The organism is Rhizobium zaerense (assembly GCF_051810725.1).
GTDB lineage: Bacteria > Pseudomonadota > Alphaproteobacteria > Rhizobiales > Rhizobiaceae > Rhizobium > Rhizobium leguminosarum_I.
The window spans coordinates 344,410-361,772 of sequence record NZ_CM132690.1; the positions used below are offsets into that span (position 1 = coordinate 344,410).

Annotated in this window: 10 protein-coding genes; 7 read left to right on the forward strand and 3 right to left on the reverse strand. The window is 61.0% G+C overall.

Going from position 1 to position 17,363, the window contains the following annotated elements:
• Window positions 1–18: 18 nt before the first annotated feature.
• Window positions 19–3,018 (reverse strand): DNA polymerase I, encoded by a 3,000-nt coding sequence (polA, locus tag ACS4RR_RS01790; protein WP_456189630.1) that lies wholly within the window; start codon window positions 3,016–3,018, stop codon window positions 19–21.
• A 543-nt stretch (window positions 3,019–3,561) separates the two neighbouring features.
• Between polA and ACS4RR_RS01795 the strand changes: the two genes are divergently transcribed.
• The gene (locus tag ACS4RR_RS01795) at window positions 3,562–3,978 is read left to right on the forward strand and encodes a MarR family winged helix-turn-helix transcriptional regulator (protein WP_017966488.1); all 417 of its coding nucleotides are present in this window, start codon (window positions 3,562–3,564) and stop codon (window positions 3,976–3,978) included.
• Between the two features lie 65 nt (window positions 3,979–4,043).
• On the opposite strand, the gene ACS4RR_RS01800 is transcribed toward ACS4RR_RS01795, so the two are convergent.
• Window positions 4,044–6,428: a bifunctional diguanylate cyclase/phosphodiesterase gene (locus ACS4RR_RS01800; protein ID WP_260109785.1), complete on the reverse strand. Its 2,385-nt coding sequence runs from the start codon at window positions 6,426–6,428 to the stop codon at window positions 4,044–4,046.
• 214 nt (window positions 6,429–6,642) lie between these two features.
• Between ACS4RR_RS01800 and ACS4RR_RS01805 the strand changes: the two genes are divergently transcribed.
• The 6 genes from ACS4RR_RS01805 (at window position 6,643) to dnaJ (ending at window position 15,905) form a co-directional block, all read left to right on the forward strand.
• Window positions 6,643–8,031 (forward strand): dipeptidase, encoded by a 1,389-nt coding sequence (locus ACS4RR_RS01805; protein WP_456189631.1) that lies wholly within the window; start codon window positions 6,643–6,645, stop codon window positions 8,029–8,031.
• 376 nt (window positions 8,032–8,407) lie between these two features.
• The gene (locus tag ACS4RR_RS01810; RefSeq protein WP_260109783.1) at window positions 8,408–9,076 is read left to right on the forward strand and encodes an SH3 domain-containing protein; all 669 of its coding nucleotides are present in this window, start codon (window positions 8,408–8,410) and stop codon (window positions 9,074–9,076) included.
• Window positions 9,077–9,622: 546 nt separating this feature from the next.
• Window positions 9,623–9,844, forward strand: coding sequence for a hypothetical protein (locus ACS4RR_RS01815; protein WP_260109782.1), 222 nt, complete (start codon window positions 9,623–9,625; stop codon window positions 9,842–9,844).
• Window positions 9,845–10,055: 211 nt separating this feature from the next.
• Complete coding sequence (locus ACS4RR_RS01820) at window positions 10,056–12,392, forward strand: transglycosylase domain-containing protein (protein ID WP_260109781.1); 2,337 nt, start codon at window positions 10,056–10,058, stop codon at window positions 12,390–12,392.
• Between the two features lie 383 nt (window positions 12,393–12,775).
• Window positions 12,776–14,692: a molecular chaperone DnaK gene (gene dnaK, locus ACS4RR_RS01825; protein ID WP_064249059.1), complete on the forward strand. Its 1,917-nt coding sequence runs from the start codon at window positions 12,776–12,778 to the stop codon at window positions 14,690–14,692.
• A gap of 85 nt (window positions 14,693–14,777) precedes the next feature.
• On the forward strand, window positions 14,778–15,905 hold the full coding sequence (gene dnaJ, locus ACS4RR_RS01830) for a molecular chaperone DnaJ (protein WP_011649969.1): 1,128 nt from the start codon (window positions 14,778–14,780) through the stop codon (window positions 15,903–15,905).
• A gap of 150 nt (window positions 15,906–16,055) precedes the next feature.
• On the opposite strand, the gene ACS4RR_RS01835 is transcribed toward dnaJ, so the two are convergent.
• Window positions 16,056–17,002, reverse strand: a protein-coding gene (locus ACS4RR_RS01835) for an IS630 family transposase (RefSeq protein ID WP_222282285.1) whose coding sequence is annotated in 2 segments (ribosomal slippage) — window positions 16,056–16,661 and window positions 16,664–17,002 — 945 coding nt in all. Because the reading frame shifts where the segments join, the coding sequence is not laid out codon by codon here.
• Between the last annotated feature and the right edge of the window lie 361 nt (window positions 17,003–17,363).

Here is a 17,363-nt window from a genome sequence, read left to right on the forward strand (position 1 = left end):
AGTTTTGCGCGACATGCTTTAATGCGCCTCGTCCCAATTGGTGGCGGCGCGTGCATCGACCCTCAGCGGCACACGCATTTCCAGCGCCGGCATGGTGGCGTTTTCCATGACCGAGACGATGACCGGCATCGCCTTTTCGACATCCCCATCCTCGACCTCGAAGATGAGTTCGTCATGCACCTGCAGCAGCATTCTGACGCGATCGGCGAGGCCAACTTCAACAAGCGCTGGCTCTATCTTGATCATCGCCCGGCGGATGACGTCGGCAGCCGAACCCTGGATCGGCGCATTGATCGCCGCACGCTCGTTGAAGGCGCGCACGGATGGATTGGACGAGCGGATTTCGGGATAGTTGATGCGGCGGCCGAAGATCGTTTCGACATAACCCTTGTCGCGCGCCATGGCCTTTCGGCTTTCCATATAGTCGCGGATGCCGGGGAAACGCTCGAAATACTTCTTGATGTAGTCGCCGGCTTCCGAACGCTCGATCGAAAGCTGATTGGCAAGGCCGAAGGCCGAGATGCCGTAGATGATGCCGAAATTGATGGCCTTGGCGCGGCGGCGCACCTCGCCCGGCATGCCTTCCACCGGCACGCCGAACATTTCCGAGGCCGTCATAGCGTGGATATCGACGCCATCTTCGAAGGCCTTGGTGAGTTGCGGGATCTCGGCCACATGGGCAAGCACGCGCAGTTCGATCTGGCTGTAGTCGGCGGAGATCAGCTTGTGGCCAGGCGTCGAGATGAAGGCGGTGCAGATCTTGCGGCCTTCGGCGGTGCGCACCGGAATGTTCTGCAGGTTCGGCTCGGACGAGGACAGGCGCCCCGTGGTCGTCGATGCCAGCGAATAGGAGGTGTGGACCCGCTTTGTCTCGGGGTGAACGTAACCCGGAAGCGCGTCGGTATAGGTGGATTTCAGCTTGGTGACCTGGCGCCAGTCGACGATCTTGCGCGGCAATTCGAAACCGGCGGCGGCCAGATCCTCGAGCACCTGGGCGGAGGTGGACCATTGGCCTGTCTTCGTCTTGTTGCCGCCGCCAAGGCCCATCTTGCCGAACAGGATATCGCCCAGCTGCTTCGGCGAGCCAATGTTGAAACGTTCGCCGGCCAGCACGTAGATCTCGTCCTCCAGCCTTGCTGCACTTTGGGCCAGCTCGCCGGAGAGCCGCGACAGGATCTGCCGGTCCACGGTGATGCCGCGCGCTTCCATGCGCGCCAGTACCGGTAACAGCGGCCGCTCCAGCCGTTCATAGACACTGGTCAGCCCTGCCGCCGCCAGCCGCGGCTTCAGCACCAGCCAGAGGCGCAGCGTGACGTCGGCATCTTCGGCGGCATAGTGGGTGGCGCGGTCGATGTCGACCAGATCGAAGGTGACATTCGCCCTGCCGCTGCCCGCCACGTCCTTATAGGGGATCGGGGTATGGCCGAGGAATTTTTCCGAGAGCGGGTCCATGCCATGCGCACCGGTGCCGGCGTCGAGCACGTAGGAGATCAGCATCGTGTCGTCGAAACTCCTGGTCTCGATGCCGTAGCGCTTCATCAGCAGGTAGTCGTATTTCAGGTTCTGGGCGACCTTGAGAACCGATTCGTCTTCCAGCAATGCCTTCAGCCGCGGCAGGGCATCGCCCATCGGGATCTGGTTTTCGGCAAGGCCGCCGCCGAGCAGATCGCCGACGCCGTTCTTGTGGACGAGCGGCACATAGGCGGCACGGATCTTCGTGCCGGTGGGATCGGCCGTATTGTCGGCGATCGCCATCGAAAAGCCGACAAGCTCGGCCTGCATCGCATCCAGCGACGTGGTCTCGGTATCGAAAGCAACGAGGCCAGTGGCGCGCGCATCGGCGATCCAGCGGTCGAGCGTCGCCAGGTCGCGGATCGTCACATAGGCCGAATGATCGAAGGGCAGCGTCGCGAAGGCCTCGGCCCGCGCCTTGGCAAGATCGGCGGGCGAAAAGGCGCCTTCGACGGCGGCTTTCGCCTTCACCCGCGGCGGCACCGGCACGGATCTGCCCGAGACGTCGGGGATGCCGCCAGCAACGAGCTCGGGCTCTGCCGCATCGAGATCGGGGCCGCGGGCCGTCTCACCCCATTCGATGCGAACGATCGCCGGTTCGATGGCGCTCGCATCGCAATCGCAGGCTTCGGCGACACGGCGCGTCAACGTGGTGAATTCCATCGTCTTCAGGAAGCCGATCAGCTTCGGGCCGTTCTGCGGTTCCAGCACCAGCGCGTCGAGATCGAGATCGAGCGGCACATCGGTGCGCAGCCGCACGAGATCGCGCGAGAGCCTGGCCATGTCGAGATTGGCGAGGATCGTCTCACGGCGCTTGACCTGCTTGATCTCGGTGGCGCGTTCGAGCAGGGTGTCGAGATCGCCGTATTCTTCGAGGAGCTGGGCGGCGGTTTTCGGGCCGATGCCGGGAATGCCGGGAACATTATCGACGGAATCGCCGGTCATCGCCTGCAGGTCGATCATCTTTTCCGGCGGCACGCCCCATTTCTCGATGACATCGGGAATGCCGATCTGCTTGTCCTTCATGCTGTCATACATGTGGACATTGGGGCTGACGAGCTGCATCAGATCCTTGTCGGAGGAGACGATGGTGACATCGCCGCCGGTCGCTTCGGCTTGGCGGGCATAGGTGGCGATGATGTCGTCGGCCTCGAAGCCTTCGGTCTCGATGCAGGGCAGATTAAAGGCGCGGGTCGCCTCTCTTATAAGGCCGAATTGCGGGATGAGCTCTTCCGGCGGCGCGGAGCGGTTCGCCTTGTAGGCGTTGTAGAGATCCTTGCGAAACGTCTTGGCGGAATAATCGAAGATGACGGCAAGATGTGTCGGCGTCACACCGACATCGGTATTGCGCGCGTCCTTCAGCAGCTTCCACAGCATGTTGCAGAAACCGGACACGGCGCCGATCGGCAGGCCATCGGTCTTGCGCGTCAGCGGCGGCAGTGCATGAAACGCCCGGAAGATGAATCCGGAACCATCGACTAGGAAGAGGTGATCGCCTTTTTTCATGCGTGCATGGATAGCGCGGGCATGGGACGAGGTCCATATAGAGTTCGGCATAAAGTTCGACGCGCGAAAAGGATTATGGCGTTCGGACCGCTATGTCGCCGCGCGCATTGTCGGACGCGCAAAGGACGCTGAGCACTGGGCGTTGCTGCATAATTTTATCCTTCGATCGATTCCGATTCCCGAAATCCTGCAGCAGGGATTCCGGCTCACCAAACTGTTACCGATTTGTAACCATGGCCCTCCCTTGAAAAACCACATTCTAAGGCACAAATCCATGTCACCGGCACTTGATTGCGCCGCGGGTCTGATTACCGGCTTGTCCCCCGCCGCGTCAGGCTTGGACAAAGGCCTTATCCCCCTCTCCGGGCCTTTGTCCCCACTTTAAAGTCGCCATGGCCAACCTCCAGGCCATGGCGACTTTTGTTTTTTCGAGACACTCGAAATTATCATCGCAGCTTGCATGTTATGGAGCATCATATGCGAATTGCTGCATTGTCTCCGGCATGGTTTTGAGCCTAACTTGCAATGATGGGATTTAACCGCATGGATTCGGGAGCCTACCTTGCCAGTCAGCTGGCGAAGGGTTTTGCCCGCTCGCTCCACCAGCGCGCGGTCGGGCTCGGTTTTTCTCCGGGCCAGTTCCCCATTCTGCTGGAACTCTGGGCCGAGGACGGACTGACCCAGAAACAGCTTCTCGAGCGGGTCGATATCGAGCAGGCGACCATGGCCAATACGCTTTCGCGCATGGTCCGCGACGGGTTGATCGAACGCCGGCCGCATCCGTCCGACAAGCGGGCGCAACTGCTCTTCCTGACGCCGCGCGCCCGCGCCATGGAGGCCGAAGCGATCGAGACCGCGCGTGAGGCCGACCTGTCGCTGTTTAAAGGTTTCCGGGTTTTCGAGCGTGAGCTGACGCTTGAATATATCCGCCGGCTTCTGGAAAACGCCAAGGCGCTCTGACCACTGCAGTCCAAAAGCGCTACAGCGTCCTTTGCGCGTCTGAAAAGACGCGCGGCGCTGTAAGATCACTCACCGGCACCATGTCCGCGCCGCAACAAGGACAGGCCGGTTTCGATCTGCGCGATCAGGACGTTTTCGTGAGCGGCAAGCTTGATGCTCGGCTCGATATCCGGCTTGCCGAGTAAAAGGCCCTGCACTTGCGCGCAGCCTTCCTCGACGACGATCCGGCGCTGCATCTCGGTTTCCACGCCCTCCGTCACGACAGGCATGCCGAGGCTATGACCAAGGCCGATGATGGCGCGCACGATCGAGCGCGCCGCCGCATCATGTTCCAGCACGCCGGTGAAACTGCGGTCGACCTTGATCTTGTCGAAAGGGAATGAACGCAGGTTCGAAAGCGAGGAAAAACCGGTGCCGAAATCATCCATGACGATGTGCACGCCGAGCTTGTGCAGCCGCAGCAGCGTCGTCATCACGCGGTCGCGATCGCGAATAAGGGCCGCCTCGGTGATCTCAAGCTCCAGCCGGCTGGGCGCAAGCCCGGTTTCGGCGAGGATCGCCACGATCCGCTCGCAGAGGTTCGGCAACATGAATTGCACCGGCGAGAGATTGACGGCGATCATCAGCGGCAGCGGCCAGCGCACAGCCTCCCTGCAGGCCTGCTGCAACACCCATTCGCCGAGTTGGACGATCGAGCCGCTTTCCTCAGCGATCGGGATGAAGATATCGGGCTCTGTCAAGCCGTGACCTGGCCGGTTCCAGCGCATCAGGGCCTCGTAGCCGCCGATCTCGCCGCTCAGCGCATCGTGGATCGGCTGATAGCTGACATGGATCTGGTTGCGGATGATCGCATGACGCAGTTCGTTTTCGATCTGGCGGCGGTTCCGTGCCGCCCTATCCATTTCCGCGTCGAAGAAACAGACCTTGCCGCGACCGTCATGCTTGACGCGATAGAGTGCAGTATCGGCATTGTTGCAGAGTTCTTCGGCAGTAGCGCCATCCGCGGGATAGAGTGCGATGCCGACGCTGACGCCGACGGCGGTCGGGTCGCGCGCCGTGTCCATCTCGGCGGCGAATTCGTCGAGGATATCAGCCGCCAGCTTTTGCGCCGCCGCCGGCTGCTGCCCTGCCGGCTGGATGATGGCGAATTCATCGCCGCCGAAGCGGGCGACCGTGTCGCTCTCACCGGCCACGCGGCGCAGGATCGAGGCGACCTTGCGGAGAATGCGGTCGCCTTCGGCATGACCAAAGATATCGTTGACGGCCTTGAAGCGATCGAGGTCGAGATAGAAGAGGGCAACTTCGCTGTTCTTTCGTTCGGCCATCTGCAGTGCCTGCCGGATGCGGGTATCGAACAGCGACCTGTTCGGCAGATCGGTGAGCACGTCGTGGTGGGCGAGATGCTCGATCATCTCCTCGGCCTGCCTACGCTCGGTGAGATCACGCACCGCCAGCACCTCGCAATTGTGCCCGCGATAGACGATCCTGCTCGCGGTCACGTCGACGGCGATCTCCCTGCCGTTCCTGGTGTTGAGCAGCGTCTCGCTGGGTCTGTTCTGCCCAGTCCCCTGAATAGCGGTCAAAACAGCCGAGGGCGCCTTGCCGGCAAGACCGGCGAGCTTCCAGCCGGAAAGCTCCTGGAAGCGTTCATTGGCATCGATGATCCGGCCTTCCCGCAGGATCAGCAGCCCTTCCTGCGAGGCATTCGCGAGCCCCCTCAGATCCGTCAGGTGGCTTTCGATAAAGACCACCGCGAGGGCAATCAGAATGAGCGTCGTCGCCGCCACCACGACGATCGCAGCAAGGAGGTTGGCGTCGAGCACCGTTGCCGGAACCTCTTTGCCGGGATCCGGCACGAGCGTGATGCTGGCCATCGAGATGAAATGGAGAGCGCAGATCGCGAGGACGAAAGTGATTGACGAGGCGAGGAGCCGCCTCAGTCCCTTCAATTGGAAAAAGGCGTGGAAGGCGGCGCTCGATAACAGCGCTCCTGCGAGAACCGCACTCAGCGTCATCAAGGGATCATAAAGGATGACCGCCTGCGTTTCGATCGCCTGCATGCCGGTCAGGTGCATGGAGGCGATGCCGAACGCCATCAGGACGCCGCCGCGGATGGTGGAAAACCTGCCGCGGCTTTCCGAAGCGACGATGATCGCTGCCCACGAACCGACAACCGACAGGAGGAAAGAAAGCGTCGTCAGGCCCAGTTGGTAGCCGATCGGCATGCCGCCGTCATAGGCCAGCATCGCGATGAAGTGCGTTGCCCATACGCCGGTGCCGAAAGCGAAAGCCGAGGCGCCGATCCAGAGCTTGCGCCGCCCGGCATCGCATTCCTGGGCGCGGGAAAGCAGCAGCATGGCCGCCATCGCGCCGACCAGGCAGACGGCGGCGGCAGCAAGCACCAGCCGCCAATCGTGGTTGTCCCGAATACAGGTAATGACCGAAAACATCCGAACCTCGCACAGCTGAATTCGGTCAGGCTAGTTAGGTTGTACTAAATAACTGTAAATTGAATTAGACTTCTCTTTTATATTATCCAGCAAATCTCCTTGATATTAATCTATGCCTCGCCTGCATTTCGCGCCGCCGATTTTTTGTTTTTCCGCCTCGCCTGTATTTCTGGTTTGGTCTATCGTCCGGCCGAATTTCAAAAAGGAGTCGAAAATGACCGATGTAAGCCAGGTGCTTGCGCGCGCGGACCAGAACCTTCCATCGAGCCTCGACAAGCTGTTCGAGCTTCTGCGCATCCAGTCGATTTCCACCGATCCGGCCTATAAGGCCGAATGCCGAAAGGCTGCAGAATGGCTCGTCGGCTATCTCGGGACGCTCGGCTTTACGGGCTCGGTCCGCGATACACCCGGCCATCCGATGGTGGTCGCGCACCATGCCGGCGCTTCCGCCGATGCGCCGCATGTTCTCTTCTACGGCCATTACGACGTTCAGCCGGTCGACCCGATCGAGCTCTGGGAAAACGACCCCTTCGAGCCGTCGATCAAGGATGTCGGCGAAGGCCGCAAGATCTTGACCGGCCGCGGCACCTCCGACGACAAGGGTCAGCTGATGACCTTCGTCGAGGCTTGCCGCGCCTTTAAGGAGATCAATGGCGCACTTCCTTGCCGCGTCACCATTCTGTTCGAGGGCGAGGAAGAATCCGGCTCGCCATCCCTGAAGCCCTTCCTCGAAGCCAATGCCGCCGAGCTCAAGGCCGATTATGCGCTGGTCTGCGATACCGGCATGTGGGACCGCAACACGCCGGCGATCGCCGCAGCGCTGCGCGGTCTCGTCGGCGAGGAAGTAATCGTGACAGCCGCCGACCGCGACCTGCATTCCGGTCTCTTCGGCGGCGCGGCGGCCAATCCGATCCATATTCTCGTCGAGGCTCTTGCCGGTCTGCATGACGAGACGGGCCGCATTACGCTTGACGGCTTCTATGACGGCGTCGAGGAAACGCCCGACAACATCAAGGCGTCATGGGAGACGCTCGGCAAGACGGCGGAGAGCTTCCTCGGCGAAGTCGGCCTTTCCATCCCATCCGGCGAAAAGGGCCGGTCGGTGCTGGAACTCACCTGGGCTCGGCCGACCGCCGAAATCAACGGCATCTGGGGCGGCTATACCGGCGAAGGCTTCAAGACGGTGATCGCCGCCAAGGCTTCGGCCAAGGTCTCTTTCCGGCTTGTCGGCACGCAGGATCCGGCCGCCATCCGCGAGGCTTTCCGCAGCTATATCAGCTCGAAAATTCCCGCCGATTGCTCGGTCGAATTCCATCCGCATGGCGGCTCGCCGGCGATCCACCTCTCCTATGATTCGCCTGTTCTCACCAAGGCGAAGAACGCGCTTTCCGACGAGTGGCCGAAACCCGCCATCGTCATCGGCATGGGCGGGTCGATCCCGATCGTCGGGGATTTCCAGAAGATGCTCGGCATGGAATCGCTGCTCGTCGGCTTCGGCCTCAGCGATGACCGCATCCACTCGCCGAACGAGAAATACGAGCTCGTCTCCTACCACAAGGGTATCCGCTCCTGGGTGCGGATTCTTCAGGCGCTGGCCACCTGAACGGCGTGCCAAGCAGAATCGCAAATAACAAAAAGGCCGGTTCGACCCGGCCTTTCGTCATCCGCTCATCTCAGTGCCAGTTCATCCGTGGTCAAGGAGCAAGCGGGTATTGCAACGAGACTGCCGCCGAAAGGTTAACCAACCGTTAACAGCACCACCTTGCCGGAAGCACCGCTTGCGGCTCCAAGGGCGCTGGCAGATATTTCGCCGTTCAAGCTGCGTTCATCGCCGGCAATATATAAGCCATTGAAAGATAAGGCAAATAGCAACACCCCAACACCCGGGGGCGATCGCTCTATCTTTTGTTTCAATGGCATATGCCAAGGAAACGCGGCCAAGCGCTGCCTGAAAAACGTGCCAACAAGGACTGAGAAGCGTGAAAAATCTCTTTGTTAAAATCGCAGCGGTCGGCCTGCTTATGCTGGCGCCTGCCATCGCGCAGGCTGCCGAGGGCTACTCGACGGCGAACGTCAACATGCGTGCCGGTCCGAGCACCCGTTATCCTGCCGTCGCCGTCATACCCGCCGGTTCTTCCGTCGAGATCCGCGGATGCCTTTCCGACGTCAACTGGTGCGACGTGGAATTCTACGGCGGCCGCGGCTGGGTTTCCGGCCAGTACGTGCAGGCCCTCTACCAGCAGCGCCGCGTCTATGTCGGCCCGCAATATTACCGTCCGCTCGGCATTCCGATGATTCGCTTCAGCGTCGACAATTATTGGGACCGTTATTACCGCAACCGCGATTTCTATCGCGACCGTGACCGCTGGAGCCGCGGCCCGGATTATTACTACCGCGACCGCGACACTCGGGATCGCGACCGCGATCGGGATAACCGGGATCGCGACCGTAACTGGCGCGAGCGGGATGGCGACCGATATGGGCGCGACCGCGATCGTGACTGGCGCGACGACAATCAAAGGGGCGATCGGCAAGGGGACGATCGGCAAAGAGATGAACGGCAGAGGGACGACCGGAGAGGCGATGACCGCAGGCCGGACCGCAGGGACTTTGATTGCCGCCCCGGCGATCCCTCCTGCGACGAGTGAAACAGAGAGGGGACGGCAGCGCCGTCCTCCTTTGAGGTTTGCCAAGCCAAGGGCAAAACACCCAAGAAAAAGCCCGGCGCTCCCATGAGGGTGCACCGGGCCGGATGTCGATCGGCACGTGTTGAGGGGAGACGGCCGATCATTCGCGGGACTTGAGGGGTTGTCCCGCTTCTCCATAAACAAACGTGAAGCCTATTGGTTCCGCCTCCTGCATAATTCCTTAAATCGGAATCGAGTTTAAGGACAAAATTATCCAGCAATTCAAAGCTTTACAGCGTCACTTGCGCCTCTCGAAAAGACGCGCGCCGCGGTGAACTACGTCGTATCGAACGTAACTCACGCCACAGACTTCGGGCCTTTGTTTTCACGACGCGCGCCACTTCGCCGGCGAGTGCAAGACAAGCGCCGCGGGGGAAGCATCGATCCTCGAATGCGGTCACCCACAATTTGATGTGAAGCCATCGCGAGGCTCTTGTTTTGCGGGATTCTTTATTGCAGTTTTGTGAAGTTGCGGATTGATTTTAATCCGTTCGAGGCTGGACCCTGATGACGCAAGACTACCTGGCTTTCTTCGGGCTTTTCGCCCCTCGGGCGGCCACTACCGATGTTACCGTTTGGCATAAACATAACCCACTTCTGCCTGTGCGCCTCACCGATGGGGCGAACCTCAACCCTTCCGGCCAGATTTGGCGCCGCTTTCATCTGGGCGAGTGGGAGTATAAGCAGGACCCGGAAACGCTCGACGATTACGAGGCCCGACAGTACTGAAGGGCGATGCTGTCTCCCGGCGCGGTCTGCCTTACTTTCCATTATTAATACCCCGTTAAATCGCCGCATTTACAGTTCAGTCGGATGATCACGGCGGCACTCAAAGTGCTTCAGCGTCCTTTGCGCGTCTGAAAAGACGCGCGGCGCTGGAGAAGAGCACCGTTATGCGAAGCTGGCTTCGCGATCGAACATGGGGTGTGACCGGTCCGCGATGGCAGGCAGAGGCAGATCAGGCGACAGAATAGAACCGTCCTTCAGCGGCCGAGCGGCACGCGACGATGACGAGTTCTCGCTTGATGCCGACGATCGCATTGCCGGAGGCCGATCCCAGCGCCGCGGCGGCTCGAAACCCCCGCCGCAACGTGCCGCCCCTCGGCGGCGGCGCGAGCCGCGGGAGCGCGAAGGCGGCGACTTTTTCGGATTCCTGCGCCGCGTGACCTACTGGTGCGTCGTGCTTTTCATCTGGGCCGGCATCGGCGTTGCCGGGCTTGTGGTCTACTATGGCTCGCGCATGCCGAGCGCCAGCACATGGGCGATCCCGGAGCGGCCGCCGAACGTGAAGATCACCGCCGTCGACGGCAGCGTCATCGCCAATCGCGGCGCCACCGGCGGCGAGGCGCTGTCGCTCGAAAACATGTCGCCCTATATTCCGGAAGCCGTCATCGCCATCGAAGATCGGCGTTTCTATTCGCATTTCGGCGTCGATCCGCTCGGCCTCGGCCGGGCTGTCGTGACCAATCTGACGGCTGGTCACATGGTGCAGGGCGGCTCGACGCTGACGCAGCAGCTTGCCAAGAACCTCTTCCTCTCCCCTGAGAGAACGCTTGAACGCAAAGTACAGGAGGTGCTGCTCTCGCTCTGGCTGGAGCAGAAATACACCAAGGACCAGATCCTTGCGATGTATCTCAATCGGGTGTTCTTCGGATCGAACGCCTATGGCGTCGAGGCGGCCTCACGCCGCTACTTCAACAAATCGGCACGTGACGTGAACCTCGGCGAGGCCGCGGTGCTGGCCGGCCTGCTGAAAGCGCCGTCGCGGCTTTCGCCGGCCCGCGACGCCGATGCGGCGAATGCCCGCGCCCAACTGGTGCTCGCAGCAATGCGCGAACAGGGTTTCATCACCGATTCCGAGGTTAAGACCGCGATGTCGCAGACCCCGGCCTCAGCCAAGAGCTACTGGTCCGGTGCCGGGCACTATGTCGCCGACATGGTGATGGACGAGCTGCCGGGTCTGATCGGCGACGTCAAGGAAGACGTCATCGTCGATACGACAATCGACAAGTCGCTGGAAAAGAAGGCCGAGCAATCGCTGGTCGACGTGCTCGACAAGGAGGGCGGCAAGCTCGACGCCTCGCAGGCGGCCCTGGTCTCAATCGACGGCACCGGCGCGATCCGGGCGCTGGTCGGCGGCCGGGACTATGCGACAAGCCAGTTCAACCGCGCCGTCAAGGCCAAACGCCAGCCGGGTTCGTCGTTCAAGCCCTTCGTCTATGCTGCCGCACTCGAAAAGGGGCTGACGCCCTATTCGGTGTTCAACGACGCGCCGATCCGGATCGGCGACTGGACGCCCGAAAATTACGAGAAGAAATACAATGGCGAGGTGACGCTGGCGACCGCGCTTGCCAAATCGCTGAACACGGTGGCCGCGCAGCTGGTGATGTATGACGGGCCGGACCAGGTGATCAAGCTTGCCCACCGGCTCGGCATTGAAAGCGAGCTGCAGCCGAATGCCTCGATCGCGCTCGGCACCTCGGAAGTGTCGCTGATGGAACTCACCGCCTCCTATGCCGCCTTCATGAATGGCGGCTACAAGGCGACGCCGCACGTCATCCGCCGGGTGACGACTGCCGAGGGCAAGGTTCTCTACGAAAATACCTATGACAGCCCGCCGCGCGTGCTGTCCGAGCAGATCGCCGCCGAGATGGATACGATGATGATGGGCGTCATCGAGAGCGGCACCGGCAAGAGCGCCAAGATCCCCGGCTGGCAGGCGGCGGGAAAGACCGGCACCACCCAGAATTCGCGCGACGCGCTCTTCGTCGGTTTCACCAGCAACCTCACCACCGGGGTCTGGTTCGGCAATGACGACGGCAAGCCGATGAAGAAGGTGACCGGTGGCGGCTTGCCCGCCAAGGCCTGGAAGGAATTCATGATCGCAGCCCACAAGGGTCTTTCGCCGGCGCCGCTTTTCGGCAACGGCCAGTTGATCGCCGATCCGAACGACGGTCAGCCGATGGCCGAGGCAACGGGCAACGGGCAGCTGGGCAGCGGGCAACCGATGACGGCGGAGGCGCCGCCATCGACGATCGGCGGTATCATTTCCGGCGTCTTCGGCGGCAACGACAATGCAAACCGCTATCCGCAAGCGCCTGCCCGGCAGCAGGCGGCGACCTCCGGCAATAGCCCGGTTCCGCCCGCAGACATTGCCGAAGGTGGCGGTTCTGGCTATGAGGGCATGGTGCCGCCCGGCGATGTCGGGGGCGCGCAGACCACCTCTTCCGTCCAGCCGCGGCGCACGACGCTGCTCGATCTGATCATGGGCCAGTGAGATCTTTGCTGCATACCCCGCACAAGCCCGATGATCTTAAGCGCGTCGCGATCTTTCAGATCGCTCCACGCGCTTCAGGTCTTTGTTTTACGCCTGCGGTTGTCGCAAAACCGCTCTGCAGTTTTGCGCGACATGCCGCAAAAATCGGCCGCTTTCCGGGCAAGGGGTGACCTCCGTCCCGGCGACTGTAAAAATTGAGGGCAACACATTCGTTTTGCTGGATTCCGGGGCATTTCTCGCCTTGCAGTCCAGAAAACCGCTCCTTATATACGCCGCATCACCGCAATCACGATTGCGTAATCTCAAGTAGACCCATCCCGTAAGGGGCTGTCAGGGAAATGCCTTCTCGGGGTTCCGACAGCTTGCTTCAAGGAGAGAATGACATGGCAAAAGTAATTGGTATCGACCTTGGAACGACGAATTCCTGCGTCGCAGTCATGGACGGCAAGGACGCGAAGGTCATCGAGAATGCGGAAGGTGCGCGTACGACCCCTTCCATGGTGGCATTTTCCGATGATGGCGAACGCCTCGTCGGCCAACCGGCCAAGCGCCAGGCAGTCACCAACCCGACGAACACGCTCTTTGCGGTCAAGCGCCTGATCGGCCGCCGCTACGAAGATCCGACCGTCGAAAAGGACAAGCACCTCGTTCCCTTCACCATCGTCAAGGGCGACAATGGCGACGCCTGGGTCGAAGCCAATGGCAAGGGCTACTCGCCCGCACAGATTTCCGCGATGATCCTTCAGAAGATGAAGGAAACCGCCGAATCCTATCTTGGCGAAAAGGTCGAGAAGGCCGTCATCACCGTTCCCGCCTATTTCAACGACGCGCAGCGCCAGGCAACCAAGGATGCCGGCCGCATCGCCGGTCTTGAAGTTCTGCGCATCATCAACGAGCCGACCGCAGCCGCGCTTGCCTACGGCCTCGACAAGAAAGAAGGCAAGACGATTGCCGTCTACGACCTTGGCGGCGGCACCTTCGATATTTCGATCCTCGAGATCGGCGACGGCGTCTTCGAAGTGAAGTCCACCAACGGCGATACCTTCCTCGGCGGTGAAGACTTCGACATGCGTCTCGTCGAATATCTCGTTGGCGAATTCAAGAGGGACAACGGCATCGACCTGAAGAACGACAAGCTCGCCCTGCAGCGCCTCAAGGAAGCTGCGGAAAAGGCAAAGATCGAGCTTTCGTCTTCGCAGCAGACCGAAATCAACCTGCCGTTCATTACGGCCGACGCCTCCGGCCCGAAACATCTGACGCTGAAGCTGACCCGCGCCAAACTCGAAAGCCTGGTCGACGATCTCGTCCAGCGCACGATCGCGCCGTGCAAGGCAGCGCTCAAGGATGCCGGTGTTACCGCTTCCGAAATCGACGAAGTGGTTCTCGTCGGCGGCATGAGCCGCATGCCGAAGGTGCAGGAAGTCGTCAAGCAGCTGTTCGGCAAGGAGCCGCACAAGGGCGTCAACCCGGATGAAGTCGTGGCGCTTGGCGCCGCCATCCAGGCCGGCGTTCTGCAGGGCGACGTCAAGGACGTCCTGCTCCTCGACGTAACGCCGCTGTCGCTCGGCATTGAGACGCTCGGTGGTGTCTTCACCCGCCTGATCGAACGCAACACGACGATCCCGACGAAGAAGAGCCAGACCTTCTCGACGGCCGAAGACAACCAGCAGGCCGTGACCATCCGCGTCTCGCAGGGCGAGCGTGAAATGGCTGCCGACAACAAGCTGCTCGGCCAGTTCGACCTCGTCGGTCTGCCGCCGTCGCCGCGCGGCATGCCGCAGATCGAAGTCACCTTCGACATCGACGCCAACGGCATCGTCCAGGTTTCGGCCAAGGACAAGGGCACCGGCAAGGAACAGCAGATCCGCATCCAGGCTTCCGGCGGTCTTTCCGACGCCGACATCGAGAAGATGGTAAAGGATGCCGAAGCCCATGCCACCGAAGACAAGAAGCGCCGCGAGGCGGTGGAAGCCCGGAACCAGGCTGAAAGCCTGATCCATTCCTCGGAAAAGTCGCTGAAGGATTACGGTGACAAGGTTTCCGAGGCCGACCGCACCGCGATCTCGGATGCGATCGCCGCGCTGAAGACGGCGTCGGAAGCATCGGAGCCCGATGCCGACGACATCAAGGCCAAGACCCAGACGCTGATGGAAGTGTCGATGAAGCTCGGCCAGGCGATCTATGAAGCACAGCAGGCCGAAAGCGGCGCTGCTGGCGATGCCTCCGCGGAAGGTGGCGACAATGTCGTCGATGCCGACTACGAGGAAATCAAGGACGACGACCGCAAGAAGTCCGCGTAGTCCGCGACGGCGTGGTTATGCTTCAACACCTGATCCGGCTGCTCACCATGGCAGCCGGAAATCCATTTCCGGGGTTTAATCCTTAATGGCAAAAGCGGACTTTTACGAAACTCTGGGTGTAGCCAAGTCGGCGGACGAGAAAGAGCTGAAAAGCGCCTTCCGCAAACTGGCGATGAAATACCATCCGGACAAGAACCCGGATGACAAGGACGCCGAACGGAAGTTCAAGGAAATCAACGAAGCCTACGAGATGCTCAAGGACCCGCAGAAGCGGGCGGCCTATGATCGTTATGGCCATGCGGCCTTCGAGCATGGCGGCATGGGCGGCGGTGGCGGCGGATTTGCCGGTGGCGGTTTCTCCGATATCTTCGAGGATATCTTCGGCGAAATGATGGGTGGCGGGCGTGCGCGCCAGCGCTCGTCGGGCGGCCGCGAGCGTGGCGCCGATCTTCGCTACAACATGGAAATAACGCTGGAAGAATCTTTCTCCGGCAAGACGGCGCAGATCCGCGTTCCCACCTCGATCACTTGCGACGTCTGTTCGGGTTCGGGCGCCAAGCCCGGCACGCAGCCGAAGAACTGCGGCACTTGCCAGGGAACGGGGCGCGTGCGCGCCGCACAAGGCTTCTTCTCCATCGAGCGGACCTGCCCGACCTGCCACGGCCGCGGCCAGATCATTCCCGATCCCTGCCCTAAGTGCCACGGCCAGGGCCGGGTGACGGAAGAGCGTTCGCTGTCGGTCAATATTCCCGCCGGCATCGAGGACGGTACGCGCATCCGCCTGCAGGGCGAAGGCGAAGCCGGCGCCCGGGGCGGGCCGGCGGGTGACCTCTATATCTTCCTGTCCGTCAAACCGCATGAATTCTACCAGCGCGACGGAGCCGATCTCTATTGCGCCGTTCCGATCTCGATGACGACGGCCGCGCTCGGCGGAACCTTCGACGTGGCGACGCTCGACGGCACCAAGTCGCGCGTCACCGTGCCCGAGGGCACGCAGGTCGGCAAACAGTTCCGGCTCAAGGGCAAGGGCATGCCGGTGCTGCGTTCGGTGCAGACGGGCGACCTCTACATACAGATCCAGATCGAGACGCCGCAAAAGCTCACCAAGCGCCAACGCGAACTGCTTCAGGAATTCGAGCAGCTTTCGTCCAAGGAGAACAATCCGGAATCGACGGGCTTCTTTGCCCGCATGAAGGAATTCTTCGAAGGCTGAGTCTCGATCGAAACGCCCATTTCGAAAGCCGGGGACGGAAACGTCTCCGGTTTTTTTGTTCCAAGAATCCTATAGCCTTTTGCTTTTACGCAATTCCGCACGGAAAACCGCTTCGCACTTTTCCTGAAATTGCTCTAGAGCGGGATTGTTTTATGTCCGTTCATATCCGGCTTCCTTGAAGTAGTTTTGGCACTCTTTCGGCGAGACGGTTTGAAGGGTGGCTGCCAGCGCGTCGTCGATGGCCTGTCGGGTTCGAGCCTGCGCCTTGCGCAGCTCGTGCTTGATCTTGGCGAAGAGTTTTTCGATCGGATTGAGATCGGGGGAATACTGCGGCAGGAAGAACAATCTGGCGCCGGCCTTGCGGATGGCGGCACGGATAGCGCCGGCCTTGTGCGAGCCGAGATTATCCATGACGACGATGTCGCCGGGTTTGAGCTCCGGTACCAGCACCCTCTCGACATAGATGCGAAAGCGTTCGCCATTGATCGGGCCGTCGATGATCCACGGTGCGCTGACGCGGTCGGCCCTGAGGGCTGCGACAAAAGTCATGGTATTCCAGTGGCCGAAGGGCGCATGGCCCAACAGCCGTTCGCCGCGCGGCGCCCAGCCCCTGAGCGGCGTCATATTCGTCTTCGTCCAGGTTTCGTCGATAAAGACAAGGCGAGATGGATCGATGCGATGGCGATGCTTCAGCCAGCGCGCCCGCCGGGCGGCAACATCGGGCCGCTCGCGCTCGCTGGCGACCAACGTCTTTTTTTATAACTCAGCCCTTCCTCATGCACGAAGGTCCGGACGGCGCTGTAATCCACTTTCAGGCCGCGCTCTCCGAGTTCCGCCACCAACCCGCGCAAGGTGAACGCCTGCATGTGGCAGCGATCGATCAACCAGACCCGATGTTTACCTGAGATCGCCCGTGGCTTGTGCCCGCCCATCTGGCCGGGAGCCGCGCTGCCCGTCTCACGCAAGCGCCGGACCCAGTCGATCGCGGTGCTGATGCCAATGCCGAAGCGCTTTGCCGCCGCTCGACACGACAGGCCCTCGCGCGTTACTGCGCCAACAACGCGTTCCCGAAGATCATCCGAAAAAGGTTTCGCCATCCAGACCGGCCTCCTGCACCGGCCAGAATGGTGAATCTGATTTGCACCAGAAAGGGAATCCCTGTTCCGATTCCGACTAAAACAATCCCGCTCTAGAGCGCGGCGCGATCTTTCAGGTTCGCTCGTTGAGCTTTAAGTCTTTGTTTTTACGCATGTCGTTATCACGAAAACCGCCGCTCAGTTTCCGCTGCATGTCTCAATTTGCGACATCCGCCGTCCACGCCGGCCAATCTGTCCCGGATCGAAACGGCGGCGAGCGGGAAGACGACTTGCGTTAACGCAGCCGGATGATGCCGCTTGCAAGTTTTCCAAATGAATTCAGTCTCTGCCGTCAGTGCATGACCCCAAGAATTGAAATCAA

What these genes read in the sequence shown, in the direction of transcription:
- ACS4RR_RS01800 (WP_260109785.1), bottom strand. Translation starts at nt 6,428, where the DNA reads ATGTTTTCGGTCATTACCTGTATTCGGGACAACCACGATTGGCGGCTG.
- ACS4RR_RS01805 (WP_456189631.1), top strand. Translation starts at nt 6,643, where the DNA reads ATGACCGATGTAAGCCAGGTGCTTGCGCGCGCGGACCAGAACCTTCCA.
- dnaK (WP_064249059.1), top strand. Translation starts at nt 12,776, where the DNA reads ATGGCAAAAGTAATTGGTATCGACCTTGGAACGACGAATTCCTGCGTC.
- ACS4RR_RS01820 (WP_260109781.1), top strand. Translation starts at nt 10,056, where the DNA reads ATGGCAGGCAGAGGCAGATCAGGCGACAGAATAGAACCGTCCTTCAGC.
- ACS4RR_RS01795 (WP_017966488.1), top strand. Translation starts at nt 3,562, where the DNA reads ATGGATTCGGGAGCCTACCTTGCCAGTCAGCTGGCGAAGGGTTTTGCC.
- ACS4RR_RS01815 (WP_260109782.1), top strand. Translation starts at nt 9,623, where the DNA reads ATGACGCAAGACTACCTGGCTTTCTTCGGGCTTTTCGCCCCTCGGGCG.
- polA (WP_456189630.1), bottom strand. Translation starts at nt 3,018, where the DNA reads ATGAAAAAAGGCGATCACCTCTTCCTAGTCGATGGTTCCGGATTCATC.
- dnaJ (WP_011649969.1), top strand. Translation starts at nt 14,778, where the DNA reads ATGGCAAAAGCGGACTTTTACGAAACTCTGGGTGTAGCCAAGTCGGCG.